This is a genomic window from Aquibium microcysteis, assembly GCF_014495845.1.
In the GTDB taxonomy this organism is placed as follows: Bacteria; Pseudomonadota; Alphaproteobacteria; order Rhizobiales; family Rhizobiaceae; genus Aquibium; species Aquibium microcysteis.
The window spans coordinates 4,293,871-4,319,709 of sequence record NZ_CP061080.1; the positions used below are offsets into that span (position 1 = coordinate 4,293,871).

A 25,839-nucleotide genomic window follows, 5' to 3' on the forward strand; every position below is an offset into this window, starting at 1 on the left:
CTCGTGTATCGTGCGTCGATTCGCGGGAGGATTGCGTGACCAGTCCCAACCTCAACATGCTTACCGATCCGGTCTTCCCGGTGGTCGGAGTTTCCGGCTTGCGGCGCTGGGCTTCGTTCGCCGAACTTCTCGATGAGAGCGGCGACCACCCCGTCGGGTTCGACTGGCCGCGCGGCGACCTGAACGTGGCCAGCGCCGAATTCGCCATCGGCATTCTCGCGCTCATCCATCGCCCGACCGATGAAAAGGATTGGCGTGCGATCTGGGACGATCGCGGCGCCGCGGCCGTCGGAGATGGAATCAACTGGCTGGCACCTTTCTTCAACCTGTTCGGCGACGCCGAGGGCGAGGGGCCGCGCTTCTGCCAGGATCTGGAGCCATTCGGAGGCGAGCCGAACGCGGTCGAATCGCTCTTCATCGACACGCCCGGCGCAAACGGTCGGGAGAAAAACGCCGACTTGATGACGCATCGTGACCGGTTCCCGGCGCTGGGGCTGCCCGCGGCGGCGATCACGCTCTACGCAATGCAACAGTTCGCCCCACCTGGAGGTAGGGGAAATCGAACTTCGATGCGCGGGGGTGGCCCGATGACCACGCTGGTGCTGCCGACGCGGAACGGTGGCCCGGCCCCGCTGAAGCGGCTCCTCCTTCTCAATCTGGTTCCGCTCTTCGGGGGCGCGGACGGCTGGCTGGAAGATGACGCGATCGGGCGGGCCCTGCCCTGGCTGAACCCCACGATCACCTCCGATGGGAAGCCGCCTCGCGACGTTGCCGAAAAGGACCCAGCCGCTCATCCCGCGCAGGCCTTCTTTGGCATGCCGCGCCGCATCCGCCTCGTGGCCGACGGCGAAGGCCTCTGTTCGCTCACCGGCCGGCATGGTCCGCTCGTCACGGGATTCGTCCAGAAGCCATGGGGCACGAACTATTCGGTGTGGACGCACCCGACGACGCCCTACCGGCAAAACAAGGACGAGACGCCCTACACGGTGAAGCCCAAGCCTGGCCGCTTCGGGTATCGCGACTGGGTAGCCGTCACGGTCGGGCGCGACGAACGCGCCGACCGGGCTGATCCCGCGAAGGTGGTGAAAGCACTTCAGTCACGCGGTCGGGACATCCGCAGGTTCGGGTTCGGCATTCGCCTTCTCGCCGCGGGCTGGGCGATGAACAACATGGAAGCCGAGCGCTTTTTCGAGTCGGTTCAGCCCCTTCACCTGCCTGCGAACGGCGGCGAAGACCGGGGGAGAGAGATCGCCGAGACCGCCCGAAGGTTCGCAGACGCTGCCGACGCCGCTATGCGCCTGCTGCGCTCCGCCCTGAACGAGGCGCTGTTCGGCGGCCAGGCGAAGTCCACCGATGCTGGCCCCTTCGCGGAGGCGACGGACGCATTCTACGAGCGCACCGAACAGGCCTTCCATGAAGCCCTGCAGTCCATCGCCGACGACGGCATCGACGCCGAACGGGCCAACGGTTTGGCGCTCGACTGGCTGAGAACGATCCGGCGCGCGGCGCTCGCCATCTTCGACGAACACGCGACCGACCTGCTTCCCGGCGCCGACGTGAAGGACGCAGACCGGATCACCAGGGCCTATGGCCAGCTCTTCGGCGGCCTTACCGAGCGTGCGAAACTCGCGGTGGCTCTCGGCATTGCCCAGCCTGTCCGCACAAAAGGCGGCGCCGTCGCCGCCACCGCGCCACTGGAAGGAGCCTGACCCATGGCGATGCCCGTTCGCAGGGAAGATCAGACATTTTCGGCGAGCAGGCCTCTCGTCGCCGCCTGGCGCCTTCTCTACCCCGACCCCGACACGAGCCGACCCGGCGACGCCGGCGCGCGCGCGGCGCTGCGCCGCGCCGGATCGCCGGATGCCGTGATGCTCGAACCGGCGTTTCACATGCTCCTGTTGCGCATGAAAACCGAAGGGTTCGATTTCTCCGGCTTCGCGGACTGGCGCTATCGCCGCCTTGCGCTGATCGCCGGTCTGCTGGCCGAGCGCAGGGACGGCAATTCCGGACCGCGTCGTTTCATGCAGGCGCTGGGCGGCGCGCCGAAGGCGGAGGAGCGGGCATTCTCGACGTTGCGCTTCCAGGCGCTCATGGCGGCGCTCGACCGTGGCCTCGACGCGGACGCCATGACGTCGCTGCGCCGCGCCATGAAGGTCGCCGCCCAACTGGAGTTCAATGCTGGCGCCTTCGCCGACGACCTGATGAACTGGGGCGACGCGACGCGCATCAAATGGACTTTCGACTATTTCGGCCGGCCGCATCTGGCCGCCGCTCCGCAACCCGTCGCCACCGAGACCGAGGAGACTTCGCGATGAGCCGCTTCCTGCAACTTCATCTCCTGACCGAATATCCGATCTCGAACCCCAACCGCGACGATCTCGGGCGTCCCAAGACGGCGCGCATCGGCGGCGAGCTTCGCCAGCGCATCTCCAGCCAGGCGCTCAAGCGCGCGATCCGCACCCACGGTGCCTTTCGCGACGCGCTGGAAGGTCACACCGGCCAGCGGACTCAGCGCATGGGCGAGCAGATCATCCGGCATCTGAAGGAGAAGGGTCTCGACGACGCGAGGGCCAGCGAGATCGCCAAGCAGATCGTTCCCGTTTTCGGCAAGCTCGACGACAAGAAGAAGCCCGAACTCGCCCGCACCGCGCAGCTCGCCTTCGTCTCCCCCGACGAGAGGGCTGCTGCCTTCGATCTGGCCGAGCGCGTGCTGGCCGGCGAGCAACTGCCGAAGGACAAGGACCTCGCCAAGCTGGTCATGCGGTCCGCTGACGGCGCCGTCGACATCGCGATGTTCGGCCGCATGCTGGCCGACAATGCCGATCTCAACCGCGACGCCGCGGTGCAGGTGGCGCATGCTTTCACCGTAAACCGGGTCCTGATCGAGGATGATTTCTACACTGCCGTCGACGACCTTAAGGAGAAGTCCGAAGACGCGGGCGCCGGCTTCGTCGGCGAGGCGGGCTTCGGTGCCGGGCTCTACTATCTCTACGTCTGCGTCAACCGGCCTCTGCTGGTCGAGAACCTGAAGGGCGACCACCAGCTTGCGGCGCGCGGCCTGGAAGCGCTCGTGCGCGCGGCGTCGATGGCCGTTCCCTCCGGCAAGATCAATTCATTCGCCAACCACGCGCGAGCGAAATACATCCTGGCGGAACGGGGCGATGCCCAGCCGATCAACCTGGCGGGCGCGTTCACGGTTCCGGTCAAGGGACCGGACCTGATTGGCGAGGCAGTCCGCGTGCTGGAAAAGGAGCGCCAGGGCTTCGCGGACAGCTATGGCATCCAGGCGGACGGCGAGATCCGTCTCCACGTGGGTAGCCCGTCCGGGGCGACCATCGGACAGGTAGCGACCTTCGCGGCGGAGGGAATGTGATGACCCAATGGCTCGTCATCGCGCTTCGAGCTCCTTTCGCGAGCTTCGCCGACGCGCCGGGCAACACGACGCGTAAGACCGGCGACATGCCGACGCGTTCGGCGCTCCTCGGCCTTGCCGCGGCGGCACTCGGCATTCGCCGTGACGACGCGGCCAGCCAGGCGGAACTCTCGGACGCGCTGGTGACGGCCTCCGCGCTGATCGCACCGGGCGCCATTCTGACGGATTTCCACACCTACGCCTCGCTGCATCAGGCGGCCAAGGGCGCCGCGACCCGCGCGGAGGCGCTGCGGAAAAAGGAGCATGTCGTCACCTCGATTACCCGCCGCGACTACCGCACGGATGCGCTGTGGCAGGGAGCCTACAGACTGGGTGCTGACCCCGGATCACTGACGCTGGACGGCCTCGCCGCAGCCTTCCGGCAACCCGCCTTCTTCCTGTCCGTCGGGCGGCGCGCCTGCGCTCCTTCGCATCCGCTGAACCCGTCCATTGTCGATGCAGCCGATGTGCGCGACGCGTTCGCGGCACACGCCGCGTCGATGCCCACGCTCGTTGCGGAGCGTCCGTCGCTCTTCAGCCTGGAAACCCGCACTGACGTGTCCGGCGCGAACCGCCCCTTCACGGAGCATCGCCGCCGCGACCAGCCGCGCGATCGCTCGATCCGCTGGACCTTCGCCGACCGGACCGAATGGCGCCTCGCCGCCGAAACGACAGCGGAGGACCCTGCGCCATGACGGGGCTGTGGTTCACCCGCGCGACCCTGAAGCGGGAATCGGCTGATGTCGCGCCGCTGCTGGGCACGCTGCTGGCCGACAACGACGGGCGTCAGCTCGACACGACGCACCGGCTGCTTTGGACGCTGATGTCCGACGAAATCCAGCGCGCAGGCAAGCCAGAGCGGGAGGGCCAGGACAAGGCGGCCTTCCTCTGGCGACGGGCGCCGGACAAGGATGACGAACCCGTCTGGTATGTCCTTGGACCGGAGCCGCGCGCCGAGTGCGCCTTCTTCCACGTCGAAAGCAAGCCTTGGCAGCCCGCCTTCGCGGTAGGCGATCGGCTGTCCTTCGATCTCCTCGTCAACGCGACCGTCGATCGCATGGTCGAGCCCGGGAAAGGCCGGGAGGGTCGCCGGCGGGTGGATGTGGTGATGGATGCCATGATCGCGCGCGAACGCGAGGAATCCGCCGCGGGCAGAGCGATCCTGCGGCGGGAAGCCGGCGCGGATGCGATGCGCGGCTGGTGGAACAACCAGGCTGGCCGCAACGGATTTCGCGCCATCGCCACCGAGATGGCCGATTATCGGACGGTTCCCCTTTCCAGCAGGCGACTTGCCGCGCGGAAGGGACCTCAGCTTGGGATCAGTCGTTTGACGGGCGTCGTCGAGATCACCGATCCGGCGGCTTTCCTGCACCGAACCGCAACCGGTTTCGGCCGTGCCAAGGCTTTTGGCTGCGGCCTGATGCTGTTGAAGCGGACCGGCTAAGCCATGTCTTCTGGCGGAGCCGACTGTCGCGGTCTGCCGGGCGCTGTGCCGCCCCGTCCGATCCCTCTCAAGGATCGGGCCTCGATCGTCTTCGTTGAGAAAGGACAACTCGACGTCATCGACGGTGCATTCGTGTTGGTGGACGCTGCCGGGGTGCGCACCGTCATTCCCGTCGGAGGGCTGGCGGCAATCATGCTGGAGCCCGGCACCCGCGCCAGCCATTCCGCTGTCGCGCTGGCGGCGCGCGCCGGAACACTGTTGATCTGGGTAGGCGAGGCGGGCGTCCGCCTCTATTCCACTGGCCAGCCGGGCGGCGCCAGGGCCGACAAGCTGCTGTGGCAGTGCCGACTGGCTCTCGAGCCCGATGCGCGCCTGCGTATCGGGCGGCGCATGTTCCAGATGCGCTTTGGCGAGTCCGCCCCGGAACGGCGCTCCGTCGACCAGCTACGCGGGATCGAAGGCGCGAGAGTGCGGACGATCTACCAAGGCCTGGCGCGACAGTTCGGCGTCGAATGGCGACGCCGAGACTACGACCCCGGTAACTTCGACGTCTCCGATGTGCCCAACCGATGCATTTCGGCAGCCACCTCATGTCTCTACGGCATCACCGAAGCAGCGGTGCTGGCGGCGGGCTACGCCCCGGCCGTCGGGTTCCTACACACGGGAAAGCCGCTGTCCTTCGTCTACGACATAGCCGATCTCTTCAAGTTCGAAACCGTTGTGCCCGAGGCGTTCCGCGTTGCGGGCCAGCATGCGAAGGGAAAGCTCGACCGGCCTGTCGACATGGCGGTGCGCCATGCGTGCCGCGACGGCTTCCGCAAGTCGAACATCCTCGCGCGCCTCATCCCGGCGATCGAGGACGTCTTGACGGCCGGTGGCCTGCCCCGGCCGGAGGCACCCGAGGATGCTGTCCAGCCCGCTTTTCAGGATCCCGCCCCATCCGGTGAAGAAGGCCAGCGCGGATGATTGTGGTCGTGACCAATAACGCCCCACCGCGTCTTCGTGGGCGCTTGGCCGTTTGGTTGCTGGAGGTTCGTCCAGGCGTCTATGCCGGGGTCTACTCTGCCCGGACCCGCGAGATGATCCGGGGGCAGGTGGCCGACCTCATCGGTGAAGGCGATGCCGTTATCGCATGGGCAGCCGCCAACGACGCCGGCTTTGACTTCGAGACGTTCGGGCAGAACCGCCGCATGCCGGTCGATTTCGACGGGCTGAAGCTGGTGGCGTTTTCGCCGCTCGCCTGACCATTCTCGCGTTCTTCGACATCGTGAAAAAACGGTGATTTTTCCGGTGGTATTCCACTCGCGAAAAATCTTCATATATAACAGCTGCTTCCAGCAAGAGCGTCCCCCGCACACGCGGGGATGATCCGCGTCATCTCGAAGCTAGAGACGGGGGAACAGCGCGTCCCCCGCACACGCGGGGATGATCCGCTGTTTGGTCTAATCATCGATCACGTTAGCAAGCGTCCCCCGCACACGCGGGGATGATCCGCAGTCGCGAGACTTGGAAACGCGTCACCGTCCGCGTCCCCCGCACACGCGGGGATGATCCGCAGCCGTATCCGGCGACAGTGGCGGCGATCCTGCGTCCCCCGCACACGCGGGGATGATCCGTCATCATGGTCGCCATCATCGCGATCGGTCTGGCGTCCCCCGCACACGCGGGGATGATCCGCCGAGGCAGCCTGATGCGCGCGCCCGTCTACAGCGTCCCCCGCACACGCGGGGATGATCCGGCGACCGATCCGTCTCTAAATTGGGGGGCGGTGCGTCCCCCGCACACGCGGGGATGATCCGTGATCCAGCCATGTCTGATAGGCTCCATGCTGGCGTCCCCCGCACACGCGGGGATGATCCGGCACTCGAACAGGCCCTGCGGGGCGAGGAGGGGCGTCCCCCGCACACGCGGGGATGATCCGCGTTCGGGCGTCTGGGCATGCCGTATCCATGCGCGTCCCCCGCACACGCGGGGATGATCCGGCTTCGGTAATCCATGCGTTCGTGTCCGTGCCGCGTCCCCCGCACACGCGGGGATGATCCATGGCGCAATCTTTCGTAAGTTGGAGGTGTCGGCGTCCCCCGCACACGCGGGGATGATCCGCCATGTCGGGCCGGACCTGATCGGCCTCGCGGCCGCGTCCCCCGCACACGCGGGGATGATCCGGGCATTCCGATTCTCGGCTCTGGCGTCATCTAGCGTCCCCCGCACACGCGGGGATGATCCGTGTCGTGCAGCGGAACCATGTCCTGACAGAACGCGTCCCCCGCACACGCGGGGATGATCCGAGCGTAGGCTATGGGATAGGCGAGGATGGCGCGCGTCCCCCGCACACGCGGGGATGATCCGAAGCCCCACCTCTTCGTCCCGCAGGCCTTCTGGCGTCCCCCGCACACGCGGGGATGATCCGACGGCAACCCGATCACCTGGTCCGCGTGGGGTCGCGTCCCCCGCACACGCGGGGATGATCCGCTCTACGCCGTTCGCGGATACGTGCGCCGCTCGCGTCCCCCGCACACGCGGGGATGATCCGCCGTTCGTCGTGACGAATCAGGACCCGTTCGAGCGTCCCCCGCACACGCGGGGATGATCCGGTGCTCGGGGGCTCCGGCAAGCAGGAGACCACGCGTCCCCCGCACACGCGGGGATGATCCGCTCGCCGAAGTCGACGAGGAGCTGCGTCGCTAGCGTCCCCCGCACACGCGGGGATGATCCGCCTCCAGAAGCCAGCCGAACGCCTGCTCGAGAGCGTCCCCCGCACACGCGGGGATGATCCGCAGCCCGCCATGTCTCAGGCGGGCCGACCGGGGCGTCCCCCGCACACGCGGGGATGATCCGGTCTACGTGCTGGAGCTGCTCCGGGCGGCCCAGCGTCCCCCGCACACGCGGGGATGATCCGCCTTCTAGGGCAGGCGCCAGCGGAGGCACAGGGCGTCCCCCGCACACGCCGGGATGATCCCGGCATGGAACTGGATTCGAGCACGGCAACGACGCGTCCCCCGCACACGCGGGGATGATCCGTCGTTTGACGGCGAATGATCTAGATCAATTTCGCGTCCCCCGCACACGCGGGGATGATCCGCGTGTCGCCGCCCTGAGGCTGCGTGTTTGTGTGCGTCCCCCGCACACGCGGGGATGATCCGGCTTCGGCGCCGTCGGCATCGGCTGGCCTCGCGCGTCCCCCGCACACGCGGGGATGATCCGGTCTCGCCGCGGCTGACGACGTCGGACGTGTTGCGTCCCCCGCACACGCGGGGATGATCCGGTCAACTCCGTGGGCGGCTCTGGCGGGGGCGGGCGTCCCCCGCACACGCGGGGATGATCCGGTCAGCCCGTCGTCCTTGGCGCCGGCGTCGAGGCGTCCCCCGCACACGCGGGGATGATCCGCAGATCTTCTGGACATGGTGGCGCACCGATGCGCGTCCCCCGCACACGCGGGGATGATCCGGGCAGCGACCTGTCGCAGGCGGGTATCAACGAGCGTCCCCCGCACACGCGGGGATGATCCGGTTCCCGACGTGTTCGCCGAACTCGCCGAAAAGCGTCCCCCGCACACGCGGGGATGATCCGGCGCCGGAGGATGAGGGCGCGCTGCGCGACAGGCGTCCCCCGCACACGCGGGGATGATCCGTTGTCCGACGGAACGTTGATTGGCTGTCGTAGGCGTCCCCCGCACACGCGGGGATGATCCGCCGATGGCGCAGGCGACGAAGAGGGCGGTTTCGCGTCCCCCGCACACGCGGGGATGATCCGCTGAAACGCCGCAGCGCATCGCGAAACCGACCGCGTCCCCCGCACACGCGGGGATGATCCGTTGTCCGACGGAACGTTGATTGGCTGTCGTAGGCGTCCCCCGCACACGCGGGGATGATCCGCCGATGGCGCAGGCGACGAAGAGGGCGGTTTCGCGTCCCCCGCACACGCGGGGATGATCCGCTGAAACGCCGCAGCGCATCGCGAAACCGACCGCGTCCCCCGCACACGCGGGGATGATCCGTCGAACTCGGCCCGCGCGGTCACCGCCGCGGCGCGTCCCCCGCACACGCGGGGATGATCCGAGGTTGTTCCACCGACTGCACCGGCACTATTGGCGTCCCCGCACACGCGGGGATGATCCGGTGTCGTGGCGGCCTTCCTGGCGCAGCACAACGCGTCCCCCGCACACGCGGGGATGATCCGCGCGCGACCAAGAGCCTGCTGCCGGGGGCATTGCGTCCCCCGCACACGCGGGGATGATCCGCCTTGAACTCGCCCAGCATCGTCGGCGACAGCGCGTCCCCCGCACACGCGGGGATGATCCGAACCGGCGGGAGGAGCTGCTGCTGCAGCTGACGCGTCCCCCGCACACGCGGGGATGATCCGGAGCGGCACCTGGTGTTCCGCAATCTCAAGCCGCGGCCCCCGCACACGCGGGGATGATCCGGCCTGCGCATTCGCTTCGTCGCGATGGGCCAGGCGTCCCCCGCACACGCGGGGATGATCCGCTGGTCAGGCCCGGCGGCCGCACGCTCGACGAGCGTCCCCTGCACACGCGGGGATGACCCGTCGCCGGCGAGTTCACCCCCGTCCGAATAGCCGCGTCCCCCGCAATCGCGGGTATGATCCACTACCGAACCACCGTGTCCGCGCGAGGTGCCCTGCTCACCGCCGACAATGACGATTCCGATGCCTAGCTCGCTGCTATCGAGGCGCGGCATTGATCTGAAGGGCTTCAAATGGGTTGTGCAAAGGACATCGACGCCACAAGTTTCGAAACACGGTCTGCTACAAAGAGGCGAGGAGACTAGCAGTTAAATTATTGATATCATTCGAGTAATTTTTTTGTAGGCGTTTCCCCCCCTCTCCGCCACGTGACCCGGCCCTCTCCGGCCTGACGGAAACTCGCTGGCTTTCTCCCGGACAGACTCCGGGCGGCCTGTCCGGCATGGACTGCCGCGGCCTTCGCCGCTGAACTGCGGGCCGTCTCCCGTCGCCGGGGTGAAGCGTTCTCAGGAGTTCCAGAGGCCGGCGTCGACGTTGATCGTCTGGCCGGTGACGTAGGCGGCCCCGTCGCTGCAGAGGAAGGTCACGACGGCCGAAACCTCCTCCGGCGTGCCGAACCGCTTGAGGGGAATGGTGGCGAGGTACTGCTCGCCGCGCGTTCGAACGATCGCATCCGACATCGGCGTGTGGATCAGCCCCGGCGCCACGGCGTTCACCAGCGTGTGCGGCGCATATTCGCGGGCGAGGGCGCGCACCATACCGACGATGCCGGCCTTGTGAGAGGAATAGGGGACGTGTCCGGGCGTGCCGCGCCGGAAGGCCAGGGAACTGCACATGACGATCCGGCCGACGACGCCGGGATCGCGATGGTTCTGGTAGGCCACCGCGAGCAGGTAGGCATTGGTCAGATTCGCAGCCAGGCTGCGCTCCCAGACGGACGGATCGGCCGGATCGAGCGCGTCGTGTTCGAGAAGGCCCGCCATGTTGATCAGCCCGTGGACGGGACGCCCGCTCGCGCCGAGCGCCGCGTCGGCCTCTGCGGCGGAGGCGATGCGCGAGGTCACGAGCGTGACGTCCTTCGATCCGCCGAGGTCCCGCTCGGCCGCCAGGAGACGCTCGCCGTCCACGTCGACCAGCGTGACCTGCGCGCCGCGCGACAGGAGATCGCGCGCGCAGGCCTTGCCGATCGCGCCTGCGCCGCCCGTGACGACGAAATGCCGCCCGTCGAACCCGCTCATATCCGTATCCTCCCCAGAGCCCGCGGTCCGTCCCGCCGTCGCCTCTCTCGTCGGGCGTCGGCGGAGCCCGCTAGAGTTCGAACAGGGCCGCGGCACCCATGCCGCCACCCACGCACATGGTCGCGACGACATAGCGGACCCCGCGGCGCCGGCCTTCGATGAGGGCATGACCGACGATGCGGCTCCCGGTCATCCCGTAGGGGTGTCCGATCGAGATGCCGCCGCCATCGACGTTGTAGATGTCGGGGTCGATGCCGAGCGTGTCGCGGCAGTAGATGGCCTGGCAGGCGAAGGCCTCGTTGAGTTCCCACAGTCCGATGTCCGAGACCTTGAGCCCATGCTGCTTCAGCAGCTTCGGCACTGCCAGGACCGGGCCGATGCCCATCTCTTCCGGCGCGAGGCCCGCGACCGCCATGCCGCGGTACGTGCCCATTGCCGACAGGCCGCGCCGTTCGGCCTCCCGCCGCTCCATCAGAACGCAGGCGCTGGCACCGTCGGAGAGCTGGCTGGCATTGCCCGCCGTGACGACCCCGCCGTCGAGGACGGGGGCGAGCGCCTGGAGGGATTCCAGCGTCGTCGACGGACGGTTGCCCTCGTCCCGGTCGAGACGAACGGGCTGGACGGATACCTCTCCGGTTTCCTTGTCCTTGACTTTCATCGCCGCGTCCAAGGGCACGATCTCGGCGTCGAAGCGCCCGGCCTGCTGGGCCGCGGCGGTTCGCTGCTGCGACGCCAGCGCGTATTCGTCCTGCGCCTGCCGCGAGATCGCGTAGCGTTCTGCGACGATCTCCGCCGTCTTCAGCATCGGCATGTAGGCATGATGCGCGTGCTGCATGACTGTCGGGTCCTTCTCCTTCATCGCCCAGTCGAAATACGGCCCCTGGACGGAGGAGATGTTGTCCTGGCCGCCGGCGATCACGATCGACTGCCCGTCCACGATGATCTGCTTGGCAGCGGTGGCGATCGCCATCAGGCCGGATGCGCACTGGCGGTCGATGGTTTGCGCGGCGACGGTGTCCGGCAGGCCGGCGGCAAGGACCGCGTTGCGCGCGACGTTCATGCCCGCGGTGCCCGCGGCAAGCACGGTGCCGATGACGGCGTCGTCGATCTCTCCGCCCTCGACGCGCGCCCGGTCGACGGCATGGCGGATGGCATGGCCCATCATCGTGGGAGACTTGGTGTCGTTGAGCGCTCCGCGGAAGGCGCGGCCGATGCCGGTGCGGGCGGTCGAGACGATGACGGCTTCTCTCATGGGACGATTCCTGGTCCTGGACGTGTCAGAAGTGGTTCGGGATGAACAAGATGATGCCGGGCATGGCGATCAGCAGCGCAAGCAGCAGGATGTCGGCGACGAAGAACCAGAACACGCCACGGAAGACGATCGCCGTCGGCGCTGCCCGGCCGACGGTCGAGCTCAGGACGAACACGTTGAGACCGATCGGTGGCGTGATCATGCCGATCTCGAGGAGCTTGGCCACGAAGACGCCGAACCAGATCGGATCGACGTCGGCCTGGAGGATCAGCGGCAGGAAGATCGGCAGCGTGATGAGCATTGCGCCGATCGGTTCCAGAAACATGCCGAGCAGCAGGTAGACCGCCGCGATCGCGAGCAGGAGCACGACCGGTCCCGCGTCGAAGGCCAGCACGGCATCCGAGATCGACCAGCCGATTCCCGACAGCGTCAGGAAGCGGGTGAGCATCGATGCCCCGATGGTGATGATGAACAGGCTGCCGCAGGTCACCAGCGTCTCGACCACAGATTTGCGCAGGACGCCGAAGGACAGCGTGCGCTTCATCGCGGCAACGACGATGGAGAGAATTGCGCCGACCGCGCCGGCCTGGGTGGCCGTGAAGAGGCCGCCGAAGAGACCCCCGAGCACGCCGACCACGAGGAGGATGATCGGCAGGGTCTGCCGCAGGGCGGCCATCTTCTCGGACAGCGGGGCCGACGCGGTCACGCGTGGCGCGAGCGCGGGATTGAGCTTCACCCGCAGCAGGATGACGAGGACGTAGGCCACCGACGTGGCGAGACCGGCGCCGATGCCGCCGAGGAAGAGATCGGTGATCGAGACCTGCGCGACCACGCCGAACACGATGAGCAGGATGGAGGGCGGAATGAGCGCGCCGACGGTTCCGGCTGCCGCGACGGTCCCGGTCGCCAGGCTCGGATCGTAGCCGTGGCGCAACATCTCCGGTACGGCGACCTTGCCCATCGCCGCAGCGCAGGCCACCGAGGAACCCGTCACCGCCGCGAAACCCGAGCATCCGAAGACGGATGCGATGGCGAGGCCGCCGGGCAGTCGGGCCAGCCAGATGCGGGCGGCGTCGAAGAGACCGCCGGTGAGGTTTGCGTGATAGCAGACGAACCCCATCAGCACGAACATGGGCACCGAACTCAGCGTCCAGTTGGAGATGAAGGAGAAGGGCACCACCTGCAGCATTCCCCAGGCTGCGGCTTCGCCGACGAGCGCCCAGAGCCCGACATAGGAAACGAGGATCAGCGCGATGCCGATGTGCATGTTCGAGGCGATCAGAACCAGCAGGCCCAGGATGCCCAGAACACCGATCATGATGTCAGACATGTTTCCCCTCGTCCTGAACGAGTTCGGATCCGTACTGCCCCGCCGCCGGCGGTTCATGTCCGAGAGCGCGCAGGATCACCTTGAGCGCCAGGAAGAGCGCCATCGCACCCAGCGCGAGCGGCACGATGAAGTAGGCGGGCCAGATGAGGATTCGCGTCGTCTGCTCGACCACGAAGGCGCCGGCGGCATATTTGTCCGTCGCCTCGCCCCACGCCTGCAGGGTCAGCAGCGCATAGACCGCTACCATCGCGACCTGGACCAGGAAGTCGATCCGGCGCCGCGCGACCGCCGGCAGCGCATCGGTGACGAGCGCCACCCCGATATGGGCGCCACGGTACTCGGCGATCATGATCGGCACGAAAGCGACGGCGATCATGTAGTAGTTCGTCACGATCGCCGAGGTGATGGCGAGCGGCGCATTGAACAGGAGGCTCGACAGGATGTCGATACCGATGTGCAGCATCATCGCGAGGAGGCCGGCCGCGCCGATCGCGACGAGCAGCCAGTCGACGCCCTTCACGAGGACCGAGACCAGGGTGTTGGGCGTCGACATGGGCGACCTCAGAGACCGTAGGTCTTTTCGTCGAGCTTGGAGAAAATCTCCGTGCGGTAGACCTCGGCGATCTCCTCGGGGCTCCACTCACGGTCGAGCGGCAGCAGACCTTCCCACTTCGTGACGAGCTCGCGGAAGCGCGCGATCTTGGCCTCTGCGTCCTTGATCTTGTGCGTCTCGGTCGTGATCTGAAGGATGTTGGCGAGATCCGCCTCGATCGCGGCGTCCGACTTCGCCTTGGCCTCGGGCGAGGCTTTCGAGACGGCGATGCCGGCCTCCTCGGCCTTCTTCAGGTTCGACGCCACGTCGGCGGCGAATTTCCACGTGGTCGCCGCGTTGGCGAGCGCGGCGGCGTCCATGTAGGCGCGGCGCTGCGCGTCGGTCAGTCCGCGCCAGAAGTCGCGGTTGACGCTCATCAGGTCGAGACCGTGGACCGTGCCGCCCGGCATGTCCGTCGTCACGTTCTTGGCGACGTCGATCAGCCGGATGGAGGTCAGCTCCGACGGCGCGTTCATGGCCCCGTCGATCGTCCCCTGGCTGACGGCTTCGAAGATCTCGTTGCCCGACAGGCTGACGCCGACGGCACCCATGGCCGCCGCCCAGCGCGACCACGCGCCGCCCGCCGCCCGCAGCTTCTTGCCCTGCAGCTCCTCCGGCGTCGTCATCGGCGAGGTGCCGAGGATGCCGTAGGTTCCGGTCGAGGCATTGCCGAGCGGCACCATGTTGGCCGCGAAACGCTCCTGCACGCAGGGCTCGCATGTCAGGATGTACTCGCTCATCGCGCCGGCCATGGCATAGGAGTTGCGGCCGAGCATGGCGAGTTCGATCGGAAGCTGCGCCTCCGGCAGTTCGCCGGGAAAGAGGTTGAGGACCATGTATCCGCCGTCGACCACGCGGTCGCGAATCCCGCCGAAGGTCTGGCGCAGATCGAGCAGCGACGAGGGGAACACCCGCACGCCGAGTTCGCCGTTGGTGCGCGTGGCCAGATCCTTCGTGAAGGCCTCGACGCCGTAGTGGACGGCCGATCCCTCGCCGACACCGATGACGATACGGACCGTTTCGGCGGATGCCGGCAATGCCGTCAGCGCGACCGTCGCGGCGGCGGTGCAGGCAAGTAGTGCTTTCTTCAGTGTCATGCTTTCCTCCCTAGTTTGCCGTCTCCGGCGACCCGACCGCGGCCTAGCGGTCCTTTTCCGCTCCGGTCGTCCAGACCGGATCGCGTTTTTCGGCGAACGCGGCGGCTCCTTCGCGCGCGTCCGGTGATGTGATGACCTCTTCGAGAAGCGCGTCCTGGCGCGCCCAGAGCTGCTCCTGGGGCCAGCGCCCCGCGGTCGCGACGATGTGCTTCGTCGCCTCCAGCGCAGCCGGTGCGCAGCGGATGATCTCGGCGGCGAGCGACCTGGCTGCGGCCAAGGCTTCGCTCGGTGCGACCAGACGATTGATCAGGCCCCACCGTTCGGCTTCGGCAGCCGGGATCATGCGTCCCGTCAGGGCGCATTCCATCGCGATCTGCCGAGGCATTCGTTCAGGCAGCCGGATCAGCCCGCCGGATCCGGCGATCAGTCCGCGGAGAGCCTCGGGCAGTCCGAAGCTCGCCGTCGTCGAGGCGACGATCAGGTCGCAGGCAAGCGCCATCTCGAAGCCGCCTGCCAGTGCGTAGCCCTCGACAGCTGCGATCAGGGGCTTGCGAGGCGGTGTCTTGATGATGCCGCCCAGACCGCGTCCCGGCAGTTCGACGCGCTCCCCGGCGAGGAACGCCTTCAGGTCCATGCCGGCGCAGAAATGTGCACCGGCGCCGGTCAGGATGCCCACTCGAAGCGACGGGTCGTCATCGAGCGCGTCCATGGCCGCGGCGATGGCTTCCGAGGTCGCACGATCGATCGCATTGCGGCGTTCGGGTCGATTGATCGTGACCACGAGAATGCCGCCCTCGATGGTGCGCAGGACGCTCATCTCGCCCTCCTCAACCGGGCCCAGAGACCCATCCTGTCGCGGACGATGCGGCCCGAGACGACCTGCCCGTCCGCGACACGCAGCAGGCCGTTGACGTCAAGGAAATCGACCGCCGCGGGCAGCCCTTCGATGCCCGAGCGGTAGGTTCCATGCTGGCGGACCCAGAACGCCACCCTGTCGCCTGCGGAATGGAGCCGCTTCACCTCGGTCCGTTCGACGTCGAAATGCAGATGATCGCGCGTCAGGTGCTCGTCGTCGCACAGGATCGATGCGCCCTTGGGCCAGCCTCCTTCGAGCCACGCGAGGACCGCAGCCTCGGCCCGACGATCCGGCGCCTGTACAGCGATGTCCCAGGGCGCGACGCAGGGCCGGTCGACAGGATCGCCGCGCCCGATCTTCAGCTGGCGCCGACGCGTCATGTAATCCTCCTGCGCGACACAGCCGGCCAAGATGCCGTCGTCCTCGCGGTAGATCGCCACTCCGGACCAGACGGCCTCAGCACCGTCGCGGGCGCCGTGTTCGCTGAACCAGACCGCAGCCCAGCCTTCACCCGCCAACGTCTCGTGCACGGTCATCGTCAGGCCAGGATAGTCGCGCATCTGCCGGTCGACGGCTGGCAGCCACGTGTCGTCCCGGCCCGCCAGCGTCACGTCGCCGATCTCGAGCACGTAGCCGGGCGCGCAGAAGGCGCGCGCCGCCGCCGCGTCGTGGCGATTGAAATAGTCGTTGACCCAGCGGCGGACGAGAGCGAGCGCGGCCGTCACGGGGTTGCTCCGTAGAGTCGCCGCAGCTCCGGCTTGAGGAGCTTGCCGGTGGCATTGCGCGGAAGGGTCTCGACGAGCCTGACGACGCTCGGGCACTTGTAGGTCGCGAGGTTGCGGCGCGTATAGGCGAGAAGCTCTTCCACGGTCGCCGACGAGCCGGGCTTCAGCACCACGAAGGCCGCAGGCGTCTCGCCCCATTTCTCGTGCGGCACGCCGATGACCGCGACCTGCGCGACCGCGTCGTGGCCGTTCAGGACGTTCTCGATCTCGGCCGGGTAGATGTTCTCGCCGCCGGAGATGATCATGTCCTTGAAGCGGTCGAACAGGAACACGTATCCTTCGTCGTCGGCAAAGGCGGCATCCCCGGTACGGAGCCAGCCGTCTTCCACGATGACGTCCCTCGTCGCCGCGGAATTGCGCCAGTAGCCCGTCATTGTCATGGGGGACCGGAGCCAGATCTCTCCGACCGTCCCGACGGCGGTGTCGTCCAGGCTGGTCGGGTCGATGATCCGCAGCTCGACCCAGGGCAGAGGCCTTCCGCAGGACTTGAGGAGTTCGGGCCGCGGGCCGTCGGGATCGTGCATCTCGGGCGGCAGGATCACGACGGTTCCCGCGCTCTCGGTCATGCCGTAGGCATGCATGAAGTTGCAGCCGAGCATCTCGATGGCGCGCCGCAGCAGGACGTCGCCCATGGGCGACGCACCGTACATCAGGAGCTGCAGGCTGGAGAGATCCGCATCCCGGATCGCCGGCGCGTTCAGCATCATCTGGACGACGGACGGCACCAGGAAGGTATGGGTCACGCGATGGCGCGGGACGAGCCGCAGAATGTCCTCGACGTTGACCTCCGGCACCAGCACCGTGTGCCCGCCGGCCATGAAGGTCGAGGTCCCGTAGCCGCATCCGCCGATGTGGAACAGCGGCATGGCGACGAGGTTGACGCTCGTCGGGTCCATGCCCCAAGCCGCAGCGAGCCTGGCCGTGTAGGACATCGCCTCGTTGCTGAGCATCACCCCCTTCGGCAGTCCCGTCGTTCCGGAGGTGTAGAGGATCAGCGCGGTCGCATCGGGACGACTGTCGTGCATCGGGTCGGTCGCCGGTGCGGCCTCGCGGGCGGCGGCGAACGCCTCCCCGAATGCGATGCTGCGGCAGGGCGCGCCGTCCGGCAGCAGTTGTGCTCCGCGCTCGTCGTGGAAGAGCAGCGACGGCTCGCAGTCGCGCAGGATCTCGTTCATTTCGCGCGGCGAAAGCCGCCAGTTGAGGCCGACGACGGTGGCGCCCATCTTCGAGGCGCCGATCAGCACCTCGAAATACTCGGCGCAGTTCTTGGCGAGGACCGCCACGCGGTCGCCCGCGCCGATGCCGTTCGCGATGAGGAGATTAGCGACGCGCGAGCTTGCGGCGTCGAGGTCGGCAAAGGTCTGGGTGCGGCCTGCAAAGGTCAGGGCAGGCGCGTCGGCGCGGTCGCGAGCGTGTCGGCGAAGAGTGCTTGCGAATGTATCCACGGCCACGTCCTCCCGATCCCGGTCCGGCGCTAGTAGCTTTTCGGCAGCCCCAGCGAATGCTGGGCGAAGAAGTTGAGCACCATTTCGCGGCTCACCGGCGCCGTCTTGTGCAGGCGAGCGATGAACCAGAGGTCGGCGAGCCCGTATTCGATGGCCAGGCCGTTGCCGCCATGGACCTGGATCGCCTGATCGAGCGCCTTCAGGGAGGAATCGGCGGCGGCGAACTTGGCCATGTTGGACGCCTCCCCGGCTTCCATCGAACCGCCGTCGTAGAGCTGGGCGGCGCGCGCGGTCATCAGGCGCGCCTGCTGAACGCCGACGTAGGCCTCGGCGAGCGGATGCGAGACACCCTGGTGCGAACCGATCGGAACGCCCCAGACGGAGCGGTCGCCGGCATACTCCGCGCCCTTCTCGATCGCGTAGCGGGCGATGCCGTTGTTGATCGCGGCGGCGCAGATCCGCTCCGGGTTGAGGCCGGCGAACAGGTGCTTCAGCCCGTTCCCTTCCTCACCGACGATGGCGTCGGCGGGAAGCGTGACGTCGTCGAACCACAGCATGAACTGGGTCTCCGGCACGTGCAGCGCGGTTTCGATGGGCGTCTTGCGGATGCCGGGCGCGTCGACCGGCACGAGAAAAAGGGAGAGCCTGCCTCGTCCCCGGTCGTCCAGGTCAGGCGCCCGCGCCACGACCATGATCGCATCGACCTCATCGACCGCCGATGTCCAGTACTTCTGGCCGTTCAGACGCCAGCCATTGCCGTCCTTGCGGGCGATGGTGGAGACCTTGTGGGTGTTGGAACCGGCATTCGGCTCGGTGATCGCGAAGGCGAGCCTGCGCTCTCCGGAGGCCAGGCCGGGCAGCCAGTCCTTCTTCTGCTCTTCGCTTCCGTGTCCCTGGATGATCGGGGCGCAGATCGAGCCGATCACGAGGCTGAGGATCGGGCAACCCTGTGCGGCGGTCTCCTCCACGATGACGTTGTAGTCGGCCATACCGCCGCCGCCGCCGCCGAACTCCTCGGACACGTGGACGCCGAGGAAGCCGGCCTGCCCGAGCGCCTTCCAGAGTTCGTCGGGCTTGGCGTTGCGCCGGACGACGTCCTGGAAGTACTTGCGGCCGAAACCGGAGACGAGCTTGCCGACATTGTCGCGCAGCATGGCGTGATGCTCTGCGGTATCGACCAGCGTGGAGGCGAAGACAGAACCCATGGTTCGCATATTCCTGCGTTAGAGTGCCGACCCATCGGGCCAGTCGTAGAAGCCCTTGCCCGACTTGCGGCCGAGATGACCCCGGGCCACCATGTCCTGGAGAAGCTTCGGCGGTGCGAAATGCGGGCCGAGAGCACTTTCGAGATGCCGCGCGATGTCGAGCCGGACGTCCAGTCCGACCACATCGGACAGCCGCAGCGGCCCCATCGGATGGCGGTAGGCGGTGGTGACGGCGCGGTCGATGTCTTCGGGCGTGGAGACGCCGTCCTCGACCATCCGGATCGCCTCCAGGGCGAGGACGAGATCGAGCCGGCTCGTCGCGAAGCCGGGATGATCGGCGACCACCGCCGTCTTCTTGCCGATCGCCTCGGAAAAGGCCTTCGCCTGCTCGATGGCCGCGTCCGACGTCGCGCGGCCCCGGACGATCTCGACCAGCATCAGCGACCAGACCGGATTGAAGAAGTGCATTCCGAGGAAGCGCGACGGATCGCCGACGCTGGCGCTCAGCGCGTCGATGCTCAGCGAACTCGTGTTGCTGGCAATCAGGCGCGGGGCGCGCCTGTCGATCTCGCCCAGCACCGCGCGCTTCACGTCGAGCCGTTCGGGCACGCTTTCGATGACCAGGTCGAGGTCCTGCGGCAGGTCGGACACCGCCGAGACGAACCGAACGGAGGCAAGCAACTCCTCGGCGGTCGCTGCATCGGCCTTGCCACGGCGCACCGCCTCGTTGCCGGCCTTCCTCATTGCTTCGGCGGCGCTGCGGGCCCGGCCTGCATCGGGCTCGACGAGATGCGTTGCAAAACCGGCCATCGCGAAGACGTAGGCGATGCCCATGCCCATGGTGCCAGCTCCGACGACGGCGATCGATCCGGCGTCAGCCATGGGCCCGGGCCTTCATCGCGAGGCCGAGTTTGCGCAGGGCAAAACCCGGATAGCCGTCGTTCGCCGAGCCCTGCAACAGGCGCCGGTAGTGCCGCACGCCGCCCGAATACGGCATGAAGACGCGCGGTTTTCCGGCAATCTCGCCGCCATTGTAGAAGCTGTCGGCGGTCATGTAGAGCGTTTCGCGCGCGCGCTCCTGGACATGCGCGGTCCAGTCCCGTTCAGCGTCTTCCGTCACCTCGATCTCGTCGACGCCCTCGTCGCGCAGATTCTCCAGAAGCTGGACGAACCAGTCGACCTGCTCCTCGATGGAAACCATCACGTTCGACAGGACCGACGGGCTGCCGGGGCCCGCGACGATGAACATGTTGGGAAAGCCGGCCGTGCCGACGCCGAGATGTGTCAGCGGCCCTTCGCGCCACTTGTCGCGCAGCGACTGCCCGTTCCGGCCGCGGATGTCGGGCTTGAGGATGGATCCCGTCAAGGCGTCGAAGCCTGTCGCGTAGATCAGCACGTCGAGACGATGATGCTTTGCCGTGGTGCTGATGCCGTCAGCCGTGATGCCGGTGATGGGCTCGGTCTTGATGTCGGCCAGTTCCACGTTCGGGCGGCTGAACGCTTCGAAGTAGCCGCTGTCGACCGAAGGGCGTCGGGTCGCGAACCGGTGCGTGCTGGGAACCAGCTTGTCGCGCAGCGCGGGTTCGGCGACGCGCTCGGCGATCTTCCTCTTCAGGAAGTCGGTCGCGACGTCGTTCGCCTTCTCGTCCAGGAGGATGTCCGGATAGGTGAGCGCGAAGCCGAAACCCAGCCGGTGATAGGCCGCTTCGAACACGGCTTCCCGCTCTTCGGCGGGCGCCTCGAGGGTCTTCGTCTTGCCCGGCAGGAAACCCAGTCCGGTCGGCGAATTGCGCATCAGCTGACGGCGCTCGGCGTAGTTCGCCTTGACCTGCCGATCCTCCTCGTCCGTGAGCGGCGCGTTCGCCGCAGGCACGGAGTAGTTGGCGGTCCGTTGGAAGACGGTGACGTGGGCGGCCGTGCGGGCGACGACCGGCGTCATCTGCATGCCGGATGAACCCGTTCCGAGGATGCCGACCCGCTGTCCCGAGAAGTGGTGCCTGCGATCCCTGGGCCAGCTGGCGCTCACGATCGTCTCGCCGGCGAAGTTCTCCTGTCCGGGATAGGAGGGGAGCTTCGGCGCCGAGAGCTGGCCAAGGCACAGGACGAGATGCCGACAGAGGAAGGCGCGGCCATCCTGTACGCGAACAGTCCAGGCGATGGCCGCCTCGTCATAAACGGCCGACTCGACGCGCGCACCGAGTTCGACCCGCGACCTCAACGAAAACCGGTCTGCCACATGATGGATGTAGCGAAGGATTTCGGGCTGCGTCGGATAGCGCTCCGACCAGCGCCATTCCTGCTCGAGCTCCGGGGAGAAACTGTAGGAGTAGTCGTAGCTCTCCACGTCGCAGCGCGCACCGGGGTAGCGGTTGTGGTTCCAGACGCCGCCGATCTCGTCCGATGCTTCGAGCACCAGCGTCTCGAAACCGGCCTCGCGGAAGCCGTAGAGTGCCCGCAGGCCGGCCAGACCGGCACCGACGACGATGACCTCCACCTCACGCATACGGCTCCTCCCCGAGCGGCTACTGACACCATCCTAAATCTACTCGTCGGTATATTTCAAGGTGCATCGGTATCTTTTTTGCGCGGAAGCCTGCGTCGGGCCTCGGAGGACGCCTGCCCGGCGTGATGCGGAAAAGGGGCTTCAGGAAGCCGATGCGGCCCTGGTACGGGACAGATTGAGCAGCGTCTGGGTCATTCGCTCGGAAATCTCGTCGATCGACAGCGGACCGTGCGGATTGAACCAGAACGTCGTCCAGCTTACCGCGCCGACCAGCGCGAAGGCGGCGACCCGCGTATCCGGGACGGAGACGTCTCCGGCCTCGACGCCCTTCGCGAGCAATCCCTCGACCTTCGCCATGAAGCGCTGGCGCATCCCAGCGAGCGTCGCCGCATCGCCGGGGTCGAGGTTCTTTTCCTCGCGGATGTTGATGGCGATGCTCTTCTGCGACTTCAGGATGGCAGTCACGTAGGTCGGCACGAAGCGCGCCATGGTTTCGGCCGGACCGAGGTCGAGTGCGACCGCCTGATCGATGGCATCGATCGCGCGCTGGACGCCCTGCGAACAGATCTCGCCCAGAAGCGCACTCTTCGACCCGAAATTCGAGTAGATGAAGGGCTTGGTAACCCCGAGTTGCTCGGCGACCTGGTCCAGCGTCGTGTTCGTGAAGCCGCGCTCGTAGAACAGGTCCGTCGCCGCCTCCAGGATGCGATGCCTCTTGAGGTCCGCGACTGCCTCACGAATCTTCTGCTTCTGCATGGTGGATCGTGTCACTTTCCGGCCTCCTTCGTCCCTGCCGCACAGGTTGCTACTGACAAGTAGCCATTCCTACCGTAAGAAAACAACATGAACCTTCACCCTGCCGTCGAACACCTTGTCGCAGACCCCCGGATGACGGTCCGCGTTCCGCCGCCGCATGTTCCTCTCGACCGGATCCGGGATGCGGCCAACCGGGCAATGGTCGTCGGCCCCTCGCCCCACCTCGCATCCGTCGAAGACCTGCGGCTCGGGAGCGGCGCGGACCGCGTGACGGTGCGAATCTACCGGCCGGACGCACGACCCTCCGATGCGGCGATCCTGTTCTGTCACGGCGGCGGGTTCGTCTGGGGTTCGCTCGACACCCATGACGGCCTGTGCCGCCGCATGGCAAAGGCGACCGGAAAGGCCGTCGTCTCCGTCGACTACCGGCTGTCGCCGGAAGCGCCCTATCCTGCAGCCGAGGATGACGTCGTGCTTGTCGCCCGCAGCGTCCTCGGCGGATCCGTCGATGGTATTGCGCGGGGCTGTTCGATCAGTTTCTGCGGCGACAGCGCGGGCGGCTACCTTGTCTGCCATGCGGTCGCCGGCTTGACGCGTCTCGGGATCGAACCTGCAAGGCTCGTCCTGATCTATCCGGCGCTCGATCCCCGCTGCGGGACCGAGAGCCACACGCGCAACGCCGACGGCCCCGTCTTGACCAGTGCTGCGATGAAATGGTTCTGGTCCGCTCACCGACCACCGTCGGACACCGGTTGGGCGACGGGCCGCCACAGTCATCGTCATCCATCGGCTTTCGTTCTTGCCGCGGAGTGCGATCCCCTGCACGACGAAGCCGAAGCATTCGCAGCGCAGCTTCGGGAAACGGGAGTCGATGCAGAATTCGTGACGGCGCCTGGCCTCGTGCACGGCTTCCTGTCCCTCGACATCCCCAGCAGTCTGCGCGACGAATGGGAAGGGCGGATATTCGCGGAATTGCGATGAGCAACCGCGAGGGATAGTGGGGGACGGTTGACGGCACCGATCCGCGCCGGCTCGCCAAAGCACGTGTCCCGAAGGGGGTTACCGGTTCAGGTGAAAGACATGCGCGAATCCGGAGACCTGAAGCGTGCGGAGCGCGGCAACGTCCCCGCGGCCACAGCTGCTCCCGTTCAGGTCTGCGCCTGCGGGCGCCAGCGCAGGACGCGGCGCTCGAGCTGCGACAGCAGCAACGCAGAGACCAGACCGATCAGGCCGAGGACGATGATGCCGGCGAACATGTCGGCGGAACGGAAGCTGCGGGCTGCCAGGATCACCCACTGGCCGAGGCCGGTCCGGCTCGTCAGCATCTCCCCAACGATCGTGATGATCAGGGCGACCACCAGGCCCACCCGCATGCCCGAGAGAATGTCCGGCAGCGCGTTCGGAAGAGCGACGATGCGCAGGTAGTCGAGGCGGCTCAGGCGCAGCATCCGGCTGACCTCCACCAGCCGCACGTCCACGGTCGAGACGCCGTAGGCGGTGGCCAGCAGCATCGGCCACACCGCGCCGAAACCCACCGACGCGAGGACCATGGCGTCCGAGAGGCCGAAGAACGTGATCGCGACCGGGATGGCGGCCGAGGCGGGCAGCGGCCGGAGCAGTTCGAGGGTCGGCATCACGTAGGTGCGCGCGAAGGCCGAAATGCCGATCCAGGCGCCGACGACGATGCCGAGCCCCGACGCCAGCAGCCAGCCCAGGACGATGCGCTGGAGCGTTTCGGCCGTCGCGGACGACAGCCGCCCGTCGGCGAATCCCCTGGCGAGCGCGCCGAAGGCGTCGAGCGGCGCGGGCAGGAACACCGGCGCCACGAGCCGGTTGACGCTGATCAGATGCCAGACGAAGACGAGGAACCCCGCAAAGCAAAGGCTCGCAAGTCCCCAGATCAGGTCGCGCCGCGTCATCGCCTCGGTCCCGAGAAGTTCAGGCGGCGCAGCACGACCGTCTCGAGCCGCACCAGCAGGTGGTTGAACGTCCAGCCCACCACGATCAGCCAGACGAGATAGGCGAACATCCACGCCGGTCGCAGCGCCTGCTGCGCGATCTGCATCCCATAGCCGAGGCCGAGCGGGTTGACCGCGACCTCGACGGTGACGGCGACGATCAGCGAGACCGTGGCCGCGAGACGAAGCGCGACGAAGATGCGCGGCAGGGCCGAAGGCAGGACGATCTTCCAGATCGCCTGGGCGCGCGACAGGCCGAGCACGCGCGCCACTTCGAGAAGGCGCGGTTCGATGCCGGCGACGGCGCCGCGCGTCAGCACGAGCACGGTCCAGACCACGCTGAAGGCGACGACTGCGATCTCGAGCCGGAAGCCCAGCCCGAAGACCAGCATGAACAGCGGGATGATGGCGACCGACGGCACCGGCCGGACGAGTTCGATCGAGACGGACATCAGCCTGTTCAGCGTGCCGGAAAGGCCAAGAAGGATGCCGGCCAGGATGCCCGCGGCGCCGCCCACGAACAGGCCGCCCAGAGCGGCGGCGAGCGTCTCCAGAGTCGCCCGGATCATCGATCCGTCGGCCAGTGCGGCCAGCAGCGCGCCCAGGATTTCCGCCGGGCTCGCGAGAGCGTCGCTGGTGATGCCGTAGGTGGCGGCGGCGAGTTGGGCGCCGGCGATCAGGGACAGCGGGAGGATCGCGCCCCGCCAGTTCATGACGCCTTCTCGCTCTCGGTCTCCTTGATGAAGTCATAGAGTTCGCGCCGGATGCGCAGGAATTCCGGGTCTTCGGGAGTGGCGACCTGGTCGCGCGGACGGCCGATGCGAACGTCGAAGACCTTGCCGATCTGGCCGGGATTGCGTCTCAGGCCGATCACGCGGTCGCCCAGATAGATCGCCTCCTCGAGATCGTGCGTGACGAAGAAGACGGTCATCCTGTGCTTCATCATCAGCCGCTGCAACTCGTCCTGGAGGCCCTGCCGGGTCATCGCGTCGAGCGCGCCGAAGGGCTCGTCCATGAGGAGGACCTGCGGCCTTTGCGCGAGGCTGCGCGCGATCTGCACGCGCTGCTGCATGCCGCCGGAGAGTTCGGAGGGAAACTTGCCGCCGTCTCCCTCCAGTCCCATCAGCGCGAGCAGGTCAGCGACGATCGCTGCCCTCTCCGAACGCGGCGTGCCGGCGGCCTCGAGTGCCAGTTCGACGTTGCCCGACACCGTACGCCAGGGCAGAAGAGCCTTGCCGTAGTCCTGGAAGACGATCGCGATCTCCGGCCGCGGCCGGTCGATCGGCTGACCCCGGTAGGAGACGACGCCCTCGCTGGGAGCATGAAGCCCGGCGATCAGTCGCAGCATGGTGGTCTTGCCGCAGCCCGATGCGCCGACCACGCACACGAACTCGCCCTCGGCGATGTCGAGGTTCAGCCCCTTCAGCACCTGCTTCCGTCCGAACGACACGCCCGCGTCGCGAAATCCGATCAGCGGTTCCATG

At 67.4% G+C, this 25,839-nt stretch carries 23 protein-coding genes and 1 CRISPR repeat array; of the genes, 8 read left to right on the forward strand and 15 right to left on the reverse strand.

All coding sequences use genetic code 11. From position 1 onward, the window contains the following. Positions 1 to 35: 35 nt before the first annotated feature. From casA to cas2e, 7 genes are read left to right on the forward strand one after another with little or no spacing between them, the layout of a single operon-like run. Positions 36 to 1,709, forward strand: a complete 1,674-nt coding sequence (casA, locus tag IAI54_RS20120; protein WP_187968881.1) for a type I-E CRISPR-associated protein Cse1/CasA — start codon at positions 36 to 38, stop codon at positions 1,707 to 1,709. Between the two features lie 3 nt (positions 1,710 to 1,712). Continuing rightward, on the forward strand, positions 1,713 to 2,315 hold the full coding sequence (gene casB / locus IAI54_RS20125; RefSeq protein WP_187968882.1) for a type I-E CRISPR-associated protein Cse2/CasB: 603 nt from the start codon (positions 1,713 to 1,715) through the stop codon (positions 2,313 to 2,315). Then, positions 2,312 to 3,373: a type I-E CRISPR-associated protein Cas7/Cse4/CasC gene (gene cas7e, locus IAI54_RS20130; RefSeq protein ID WP_187968883.1), complete on the forward strand. Its 1,062-nt coding sequence runs from the start codon at positions 2,312 to 2,314 to the stop codon at positions 3,371 to 3,373. Before casB ends, cas7e begins: the two co-directional genes overlap by 4 nt. Further along, positions 3,373 to 4,107, forward strand: coding sequence for a type I-E CRISPR-associated protein Cas5/CasD (cas5e, locus tag IAI54_RS20135; protein ID WP_187968884.1), 735 nt, complete (start codon positions 3,373 to 3,375; stop codon positions 4,105 to 4,107). The genes cas7e and cas5e overlap by 1 nt, the downstream gene beginning before the upstream one ends. Beyond that, positions 4,104 to 4,856, forward strand: a complete 753-nt coding sequence (cas6e, locus tag IAI54_RS20140) for a type I-E CRISPR-associated protein Cas6/Cse3/CasE (protein WP_187968885.1) — start codon at positions 4,104 to 4,106, stop codon at positions 4,854 to 4,856. Before cas5e ends, cas6e begins: the two co-directional genes overlap by 4 nt. Positions 4,857 to 4,859: 3 nt before the next feature. Further along, the gene (gene cas1e / locus IAI54_RS20145; RefSeq protein WP_187968886.1) at positions 4,860 to 5,822 is read left to right on the forward strand and encodes a type I-E CRISPR-associated endonuclease Cas1e; all 963 of its coding nucleotides are present in this window, start codon (positions 4,860 to 4,862) and stop codon (positions 5,820 to 5,822) included. Continuing rightward, positions 5,819 to 6,100 carry a type I-E CRISPR-associated endoribonuclease Cas2e gene (cas2e, locus tag IAI54_RS20150; RefSeq protein ID WP_187968887.1) on the forward strand — a complete coding sequence of 94 codons (282 nt, stop codon included), beginning with the start codon at positions 5,819 to 5,821 and terminating at the stop codon, positions 6,098 to 6,100. Before cas1e ends, cas2e begins: the two co-directional genes overlap by 4 nt. Before the next feature lie 99 nt (positions 6,101 to 6,199). After that, a CRISPR array of direct repeats spans positions 6,200 to 9,462; the repeat unit is 29 nt; unit sequence GCGTCCCCCGCACACGCGGGGATGATCCG. Between the two features lie 382 nt (positions 9,463 to 9,844). Here cas2e and IAI54_RS20155 read toward each other — a convergent pair. The 12 genes from IAI54_RS20155 to IAI54_RS20210 form a co-directional block, all read right to left on the reverse strand. Further along, entirely contained in the window at positions 9,845 to 10,576 is a 732-nt protein-coding gene (locus IAI54_RS20155; RefSeq protein ID WP_187968888.1) for an SDR family NAD(P)-dependent oxidoreductase, read from the reverse strand. Between the two features lie 70 nt (positions 10,577 to 10,646). Beyond that, positions 10,647 to 11,828 (reverse strand): acetyl-CoA C-acyltransferase, encoded by a 1,182-nt coding sequence (locus tag IAI54_RS20160; RefSeq protein ID WP_187968889.1) that lies wholly within the window; start codon positions 11,826 to 11,828, stop codon positions 10,647 to 10,649. 25 nt (positions 11,829 to 11,853) lie between these two features. After that, positions 11,854 to 13,158, reverse strand: coding sequence for a TRAP transporter large permease (locus tag IAI54_RS20165; RefSeq protein WP_187968890.1), 1,305 nt, complete (start codon positions 13,156 to 13,158; stop codon positions 11,854 to 11,856). After that, positions 13,151 to 13,711 carry a TRAP transporter small permease gene (locus IAI54_RS20170; protein WP_187968891.1) on the reverse strand — a complete coding sequence of 187 codons (561 nt, stop codon included), beginning with the start codon at positions 13,709 to 13,711 and terminating at the stop codon, positions 13,151 to 13,153. Before IAI54_RS20170 ends, IAI54_RS20165 begins: the two co-directional genes overlap by 8 nt. A gap of 8 nt (positions 13,712 to 13,719) precedes the next feature. Then, positions 13,720 to 14,847 (reverse strand): C4-dicarboxylate TRAP transporter substrate-binding protein, encoded by a 1,128-nt coding sequence (locus IAI54_RS20175; RefSeq protein WP_187968892.1) that lies wholly within the window; start codon positions 14,845 to 14,847, stop codon positions 13,720 to 13,722. Positions 14,848 to 14,890: 43 nt separating this feature from the next. Then, entirely contained in the window at positions 14,891 to 15,664 is a 774-nt protein-coding gene (locus IAI54_RS20180; RefSeq protein ID WP_187968893.1) for a crotonase/enoyl-CoA hydratase family protein, read from the reverse strand. Next, the gene (locus IAI54_RS20185; protein WP_187968894.1) at positions 15,661 to 16,428 is read right to left on the reverse strand and encodes a nuclear transport factor 2 family protein; all 768 of its coding nucleotides are present in this window, start codon (positions 16,426 to 16,428) and stop codon (positions 15,661 to 15,663) included. Before IAI54_RS20185 ends, IAI54_RS20180 begins: the two co-directional genes overlap by 4 nt. Next, positions 16,425 to 17,933, reverse strand: a complete 1,509-nt coding sequence (locus IAI54_RS20190) for a class I adenylate-forming enzyme family protein (protein ID WP_210321154.1) — start codon at positions 17,931 to 17,933, stop codon at positions 16,425 to 16,427. The genes IAI54_RS20185 and IAI54_RS20190 overlap by 4 nt, the downstream gene beginning before the upstream one ends. 29 nt (positions 17,934 to 17,962) lie before the next feature. Then, a complete protein-coding gene (locus IAI54_RS20195) occupies positions 17,963 to 19,138 on the reverse strand; it encodes an acyl-CoA dehydrogenase family protein (protein WP_210321155.1) in 1,176 nt (391 codons plus the stop codon). An 18-nt stretch (positions 19,139 to 19,156) separates the two neighbouring features. Next, entirely contained in the window at positions 19,157 to 20,020 is an 864-nt protein-coding gene (locus tag IAI54_RS20200) for a 3-hydroxyacyl-CoA dehydrogenase family protein (RefSeq protein WP_187968896.1), read from the reverse strand. Continuing rightward, a complete protein-coding gene (locus IAI54_RS20205) occupies positions 20,013 to 21,641 on the reverse strand; it encodes a flavin-containing monooxygenase (protein ID WP_187968897.1) in 1,629 nt (542 codons plus the stop codon). Before IAI54_RS20205 ends, IAI54_RS20200 begins: the two co-directional genes overlap by 8 nt. A 141-nt stretch (positions 21,642 to 21,782) precedes the next feature. Next, on the reverse strand, positions 21,783 to 22,412 hold the full coding sequence (locus IAI54_RS20210; protein WP_187968898.1) for a TetR/AcrR family transcriptional regulator: 630 nt from the start codon (positions 22,410 to 22,412) through the stop codon (positions 21,783 to 21,785). 183 nt (positions 22,413 to 22,595) lie between these two features. Between IAI54_RS20210 and IAI54_RS20215 the strand changes: the two genes are divergently transcribed. Further along, on the forward strand, positions 22,596 to 23,378 hold the full coding sequence (locus IAI54_RS20215; RefSeq protein WP_235679426.1) for an alpha/beta hydrolase: 783 nt from the start codon (positions 22,596 to 22,598) through the stop codon (positions 23,376 to 23,378). 167 nt (positions 23,379 to 23,545) lie between these two features. Here the strand turns inward: IAI54_RS20215 and IAI54_RS20220 are convergent, their stop codons facing one another. Genes IAI54_RS20220 through IAI54_RS20230 form a run of 3 tightly spaced genes read right to left on the reverse strand, consistent with a single transcriptional unit; the run spans position 23,546 to position 25,838 of the window. After that, the gene (locus IAI54_RS20220; RefSeq protein WP_187968900.1) at positions 23,546 to 24,316 is read right to left on the reverse strand and encodes an ABC transporter permease; all 771 of its coding nucleotides are present in this window, start codon (positions 24,314 to 24,316) and stop codon (positions 23,546 to 23,548) included. Continuing rightward, on the reverse strand, positions 24,313 to 25,068 hold the full coding sequence (locus IAI54_RS20225; protein ID WP_187968901.1) for an ABC transporter permease: 756 nt from the start codon (positions 25,066 to 25,068) through the stop codon (positions 24,313 to 24,315). Before IAI54_RS20225 ends, IAI54_RS20220 begins: the two co-directional genes overlap by 4 nt. Next, positions 25,065 to 25,838 carry an ABC transporter ATP-binding protein gene (locus tag IAI54_RS20230; RefSeq protein WP_187968902.1) on the reverse strand — a complete coding sequence of 258 codons (774 nt, stop codon included), beginning with the start codon at positions 25,836 to 25,838 and terminating at the stop codon, positions 25,065 to 25,067. Before IAI54_RS20230 ends, IAI54_RS20225 begins: the two co-directional genes overlap by 4 nt. Position 25,839: the final 1 nt, after the last annotated feature.

Excerpts from the sequence above, each read along its gene's own strand:
- casB (WP_187968882.1), top strand. The coding sequence starts at position 1,713 with ATGGCGATGCCCGTTCGCAGGGAAGATCAGACATTTTCGGCGAGCAGG.
- cas7e (WP_187968883.1), top strand. The coding sequence starts at position 2,312 with ATGAGCCGCTTCCTGCAACTTCATCTCCTGACCGAATATCCGATCTCG.
- cas5e (WP_187968884.1), top strand. The coding sequence starts at position 3,373 with ATGACCCAATGGCTCGTCATCGCGCTTCGAGCTCCTTTCGCGAGCTTC.
- cas6e (WP_187968885.1), top strand. The coding sequence starts at position 4,104 with ATGACGGGGCTGTGGTTCACCCGCGCGACCCTGAAGCGGGAATCGGCT.
- cas1e (WP_187968886.1), top strand. The coding sequence starts at position 4,860 with ATGTCTTCTGGCGGAGCCGACTGTCGCGGTCTGCCGGGCGCTGTGCCG.
- cas2e (WP_187968887.1), top strand. The coding sequence starts at position 5,819 with ATGATTGTGGTCGTGACCAATAACGCCCCACCGCGTCTTCGTGGGCGC.
- IAI54_RS20155 (WP_187968888.1), bottom strand. The coding sequence starts at position 10,576 with ATGAGCGGGTTCGACGGGCGGCATTTCGTCGTCACGGGCGGCGCAGGC.
- IAI54_RS20160 (WP_187968889.1), bottom strand. The coding sequence starts at position 11,828 with ATGAGAGAAGCCGTCATCGTCTCGACCGCCCGCACCGGCATCGGCCGC.
- IAI54_RS20165 (WP_187968890.1), bottom strand. The coding sequence starts at position 13,158 with ATGTCTGACATCATGATCGGTGTTCTGGGCATCCTGGGCCTGCTGGTT.
- IAI54_RS20170 (WP_187968891.1), bottom strand. The coding sequence starts at position 13,711 with ATGTCGACGCCCAACACCCTGGTCTCGGTCCTCGTGAAGGGCGTCGAC.
- IAI54_RS20175 (WP_187968892.1), bottom strand. The coding sequence starts at position 14,847 with ATGACACTGAAGAAAGCACTACTTGCCTGCACCGCCGCCGCGACGGTC.
- IAI54_RS20180 (WP_187968893.1), bottom strand. The coding sequence starts at position 15,664 with ATGAGCGTCCTGCGCACCATCGAGGGCGGCATTCTCGTGGTCACGATC.
- IAI54_RS20195 (WP_210321155.1), bottom strand. The coding sequence starts at position 19,138 with ATGGGTTCTGTCTTCGCCTCCACGCTGGTCGATACCGCAGAGCATCAC.
- IAI54_RS20200 (WP_187968896.1), bottom strand. The coding sequence starts at position 20,020 with ATGGCTGACGCCGGATCGATCGCCGTCGTCGGAGCTGGCACCATGGGC.
- IAI54_RS20205 (WP_187968897.1), bottom strand. The coding sequence starts at position 21,641 with ATGCGTGAGGTGGAGGTCATCGTCGTCGGTGCCGGTCTGGCCGGCCTG.
- IAI54_RS20215 (WP_235679426.1), top strand. The coding sequence starts at position 22,596 with ATGGTCGTCGGCCCCTCGCCCCACCTCGCATCCGTCGAAGACCTGCGG.
- IAI54_RS20220 (WP_187968900.1), bottom strand. The coding sequence starts at position 24,316 with ATGACGCGGCGCGACCTGATCTGGGGACTTGCGAGCCTTTGCTTTGCG.
- IAI54_RS20225 (WP_187968901.1), bottom strand. The coding sequence starts at position 25,068 with ATGAACTGGCGGGGCGCGATCCTCCCGCTGTCCCTGATCGCCGGCGCC.
- IAI54_RS20230 (WP_187968902.1), bottom strand. The coding sequence starts at position 25,838 with ATGGAACCGCTGATCGGATTTCGCGACGCGGGCGTGTCGTTCGGACGG.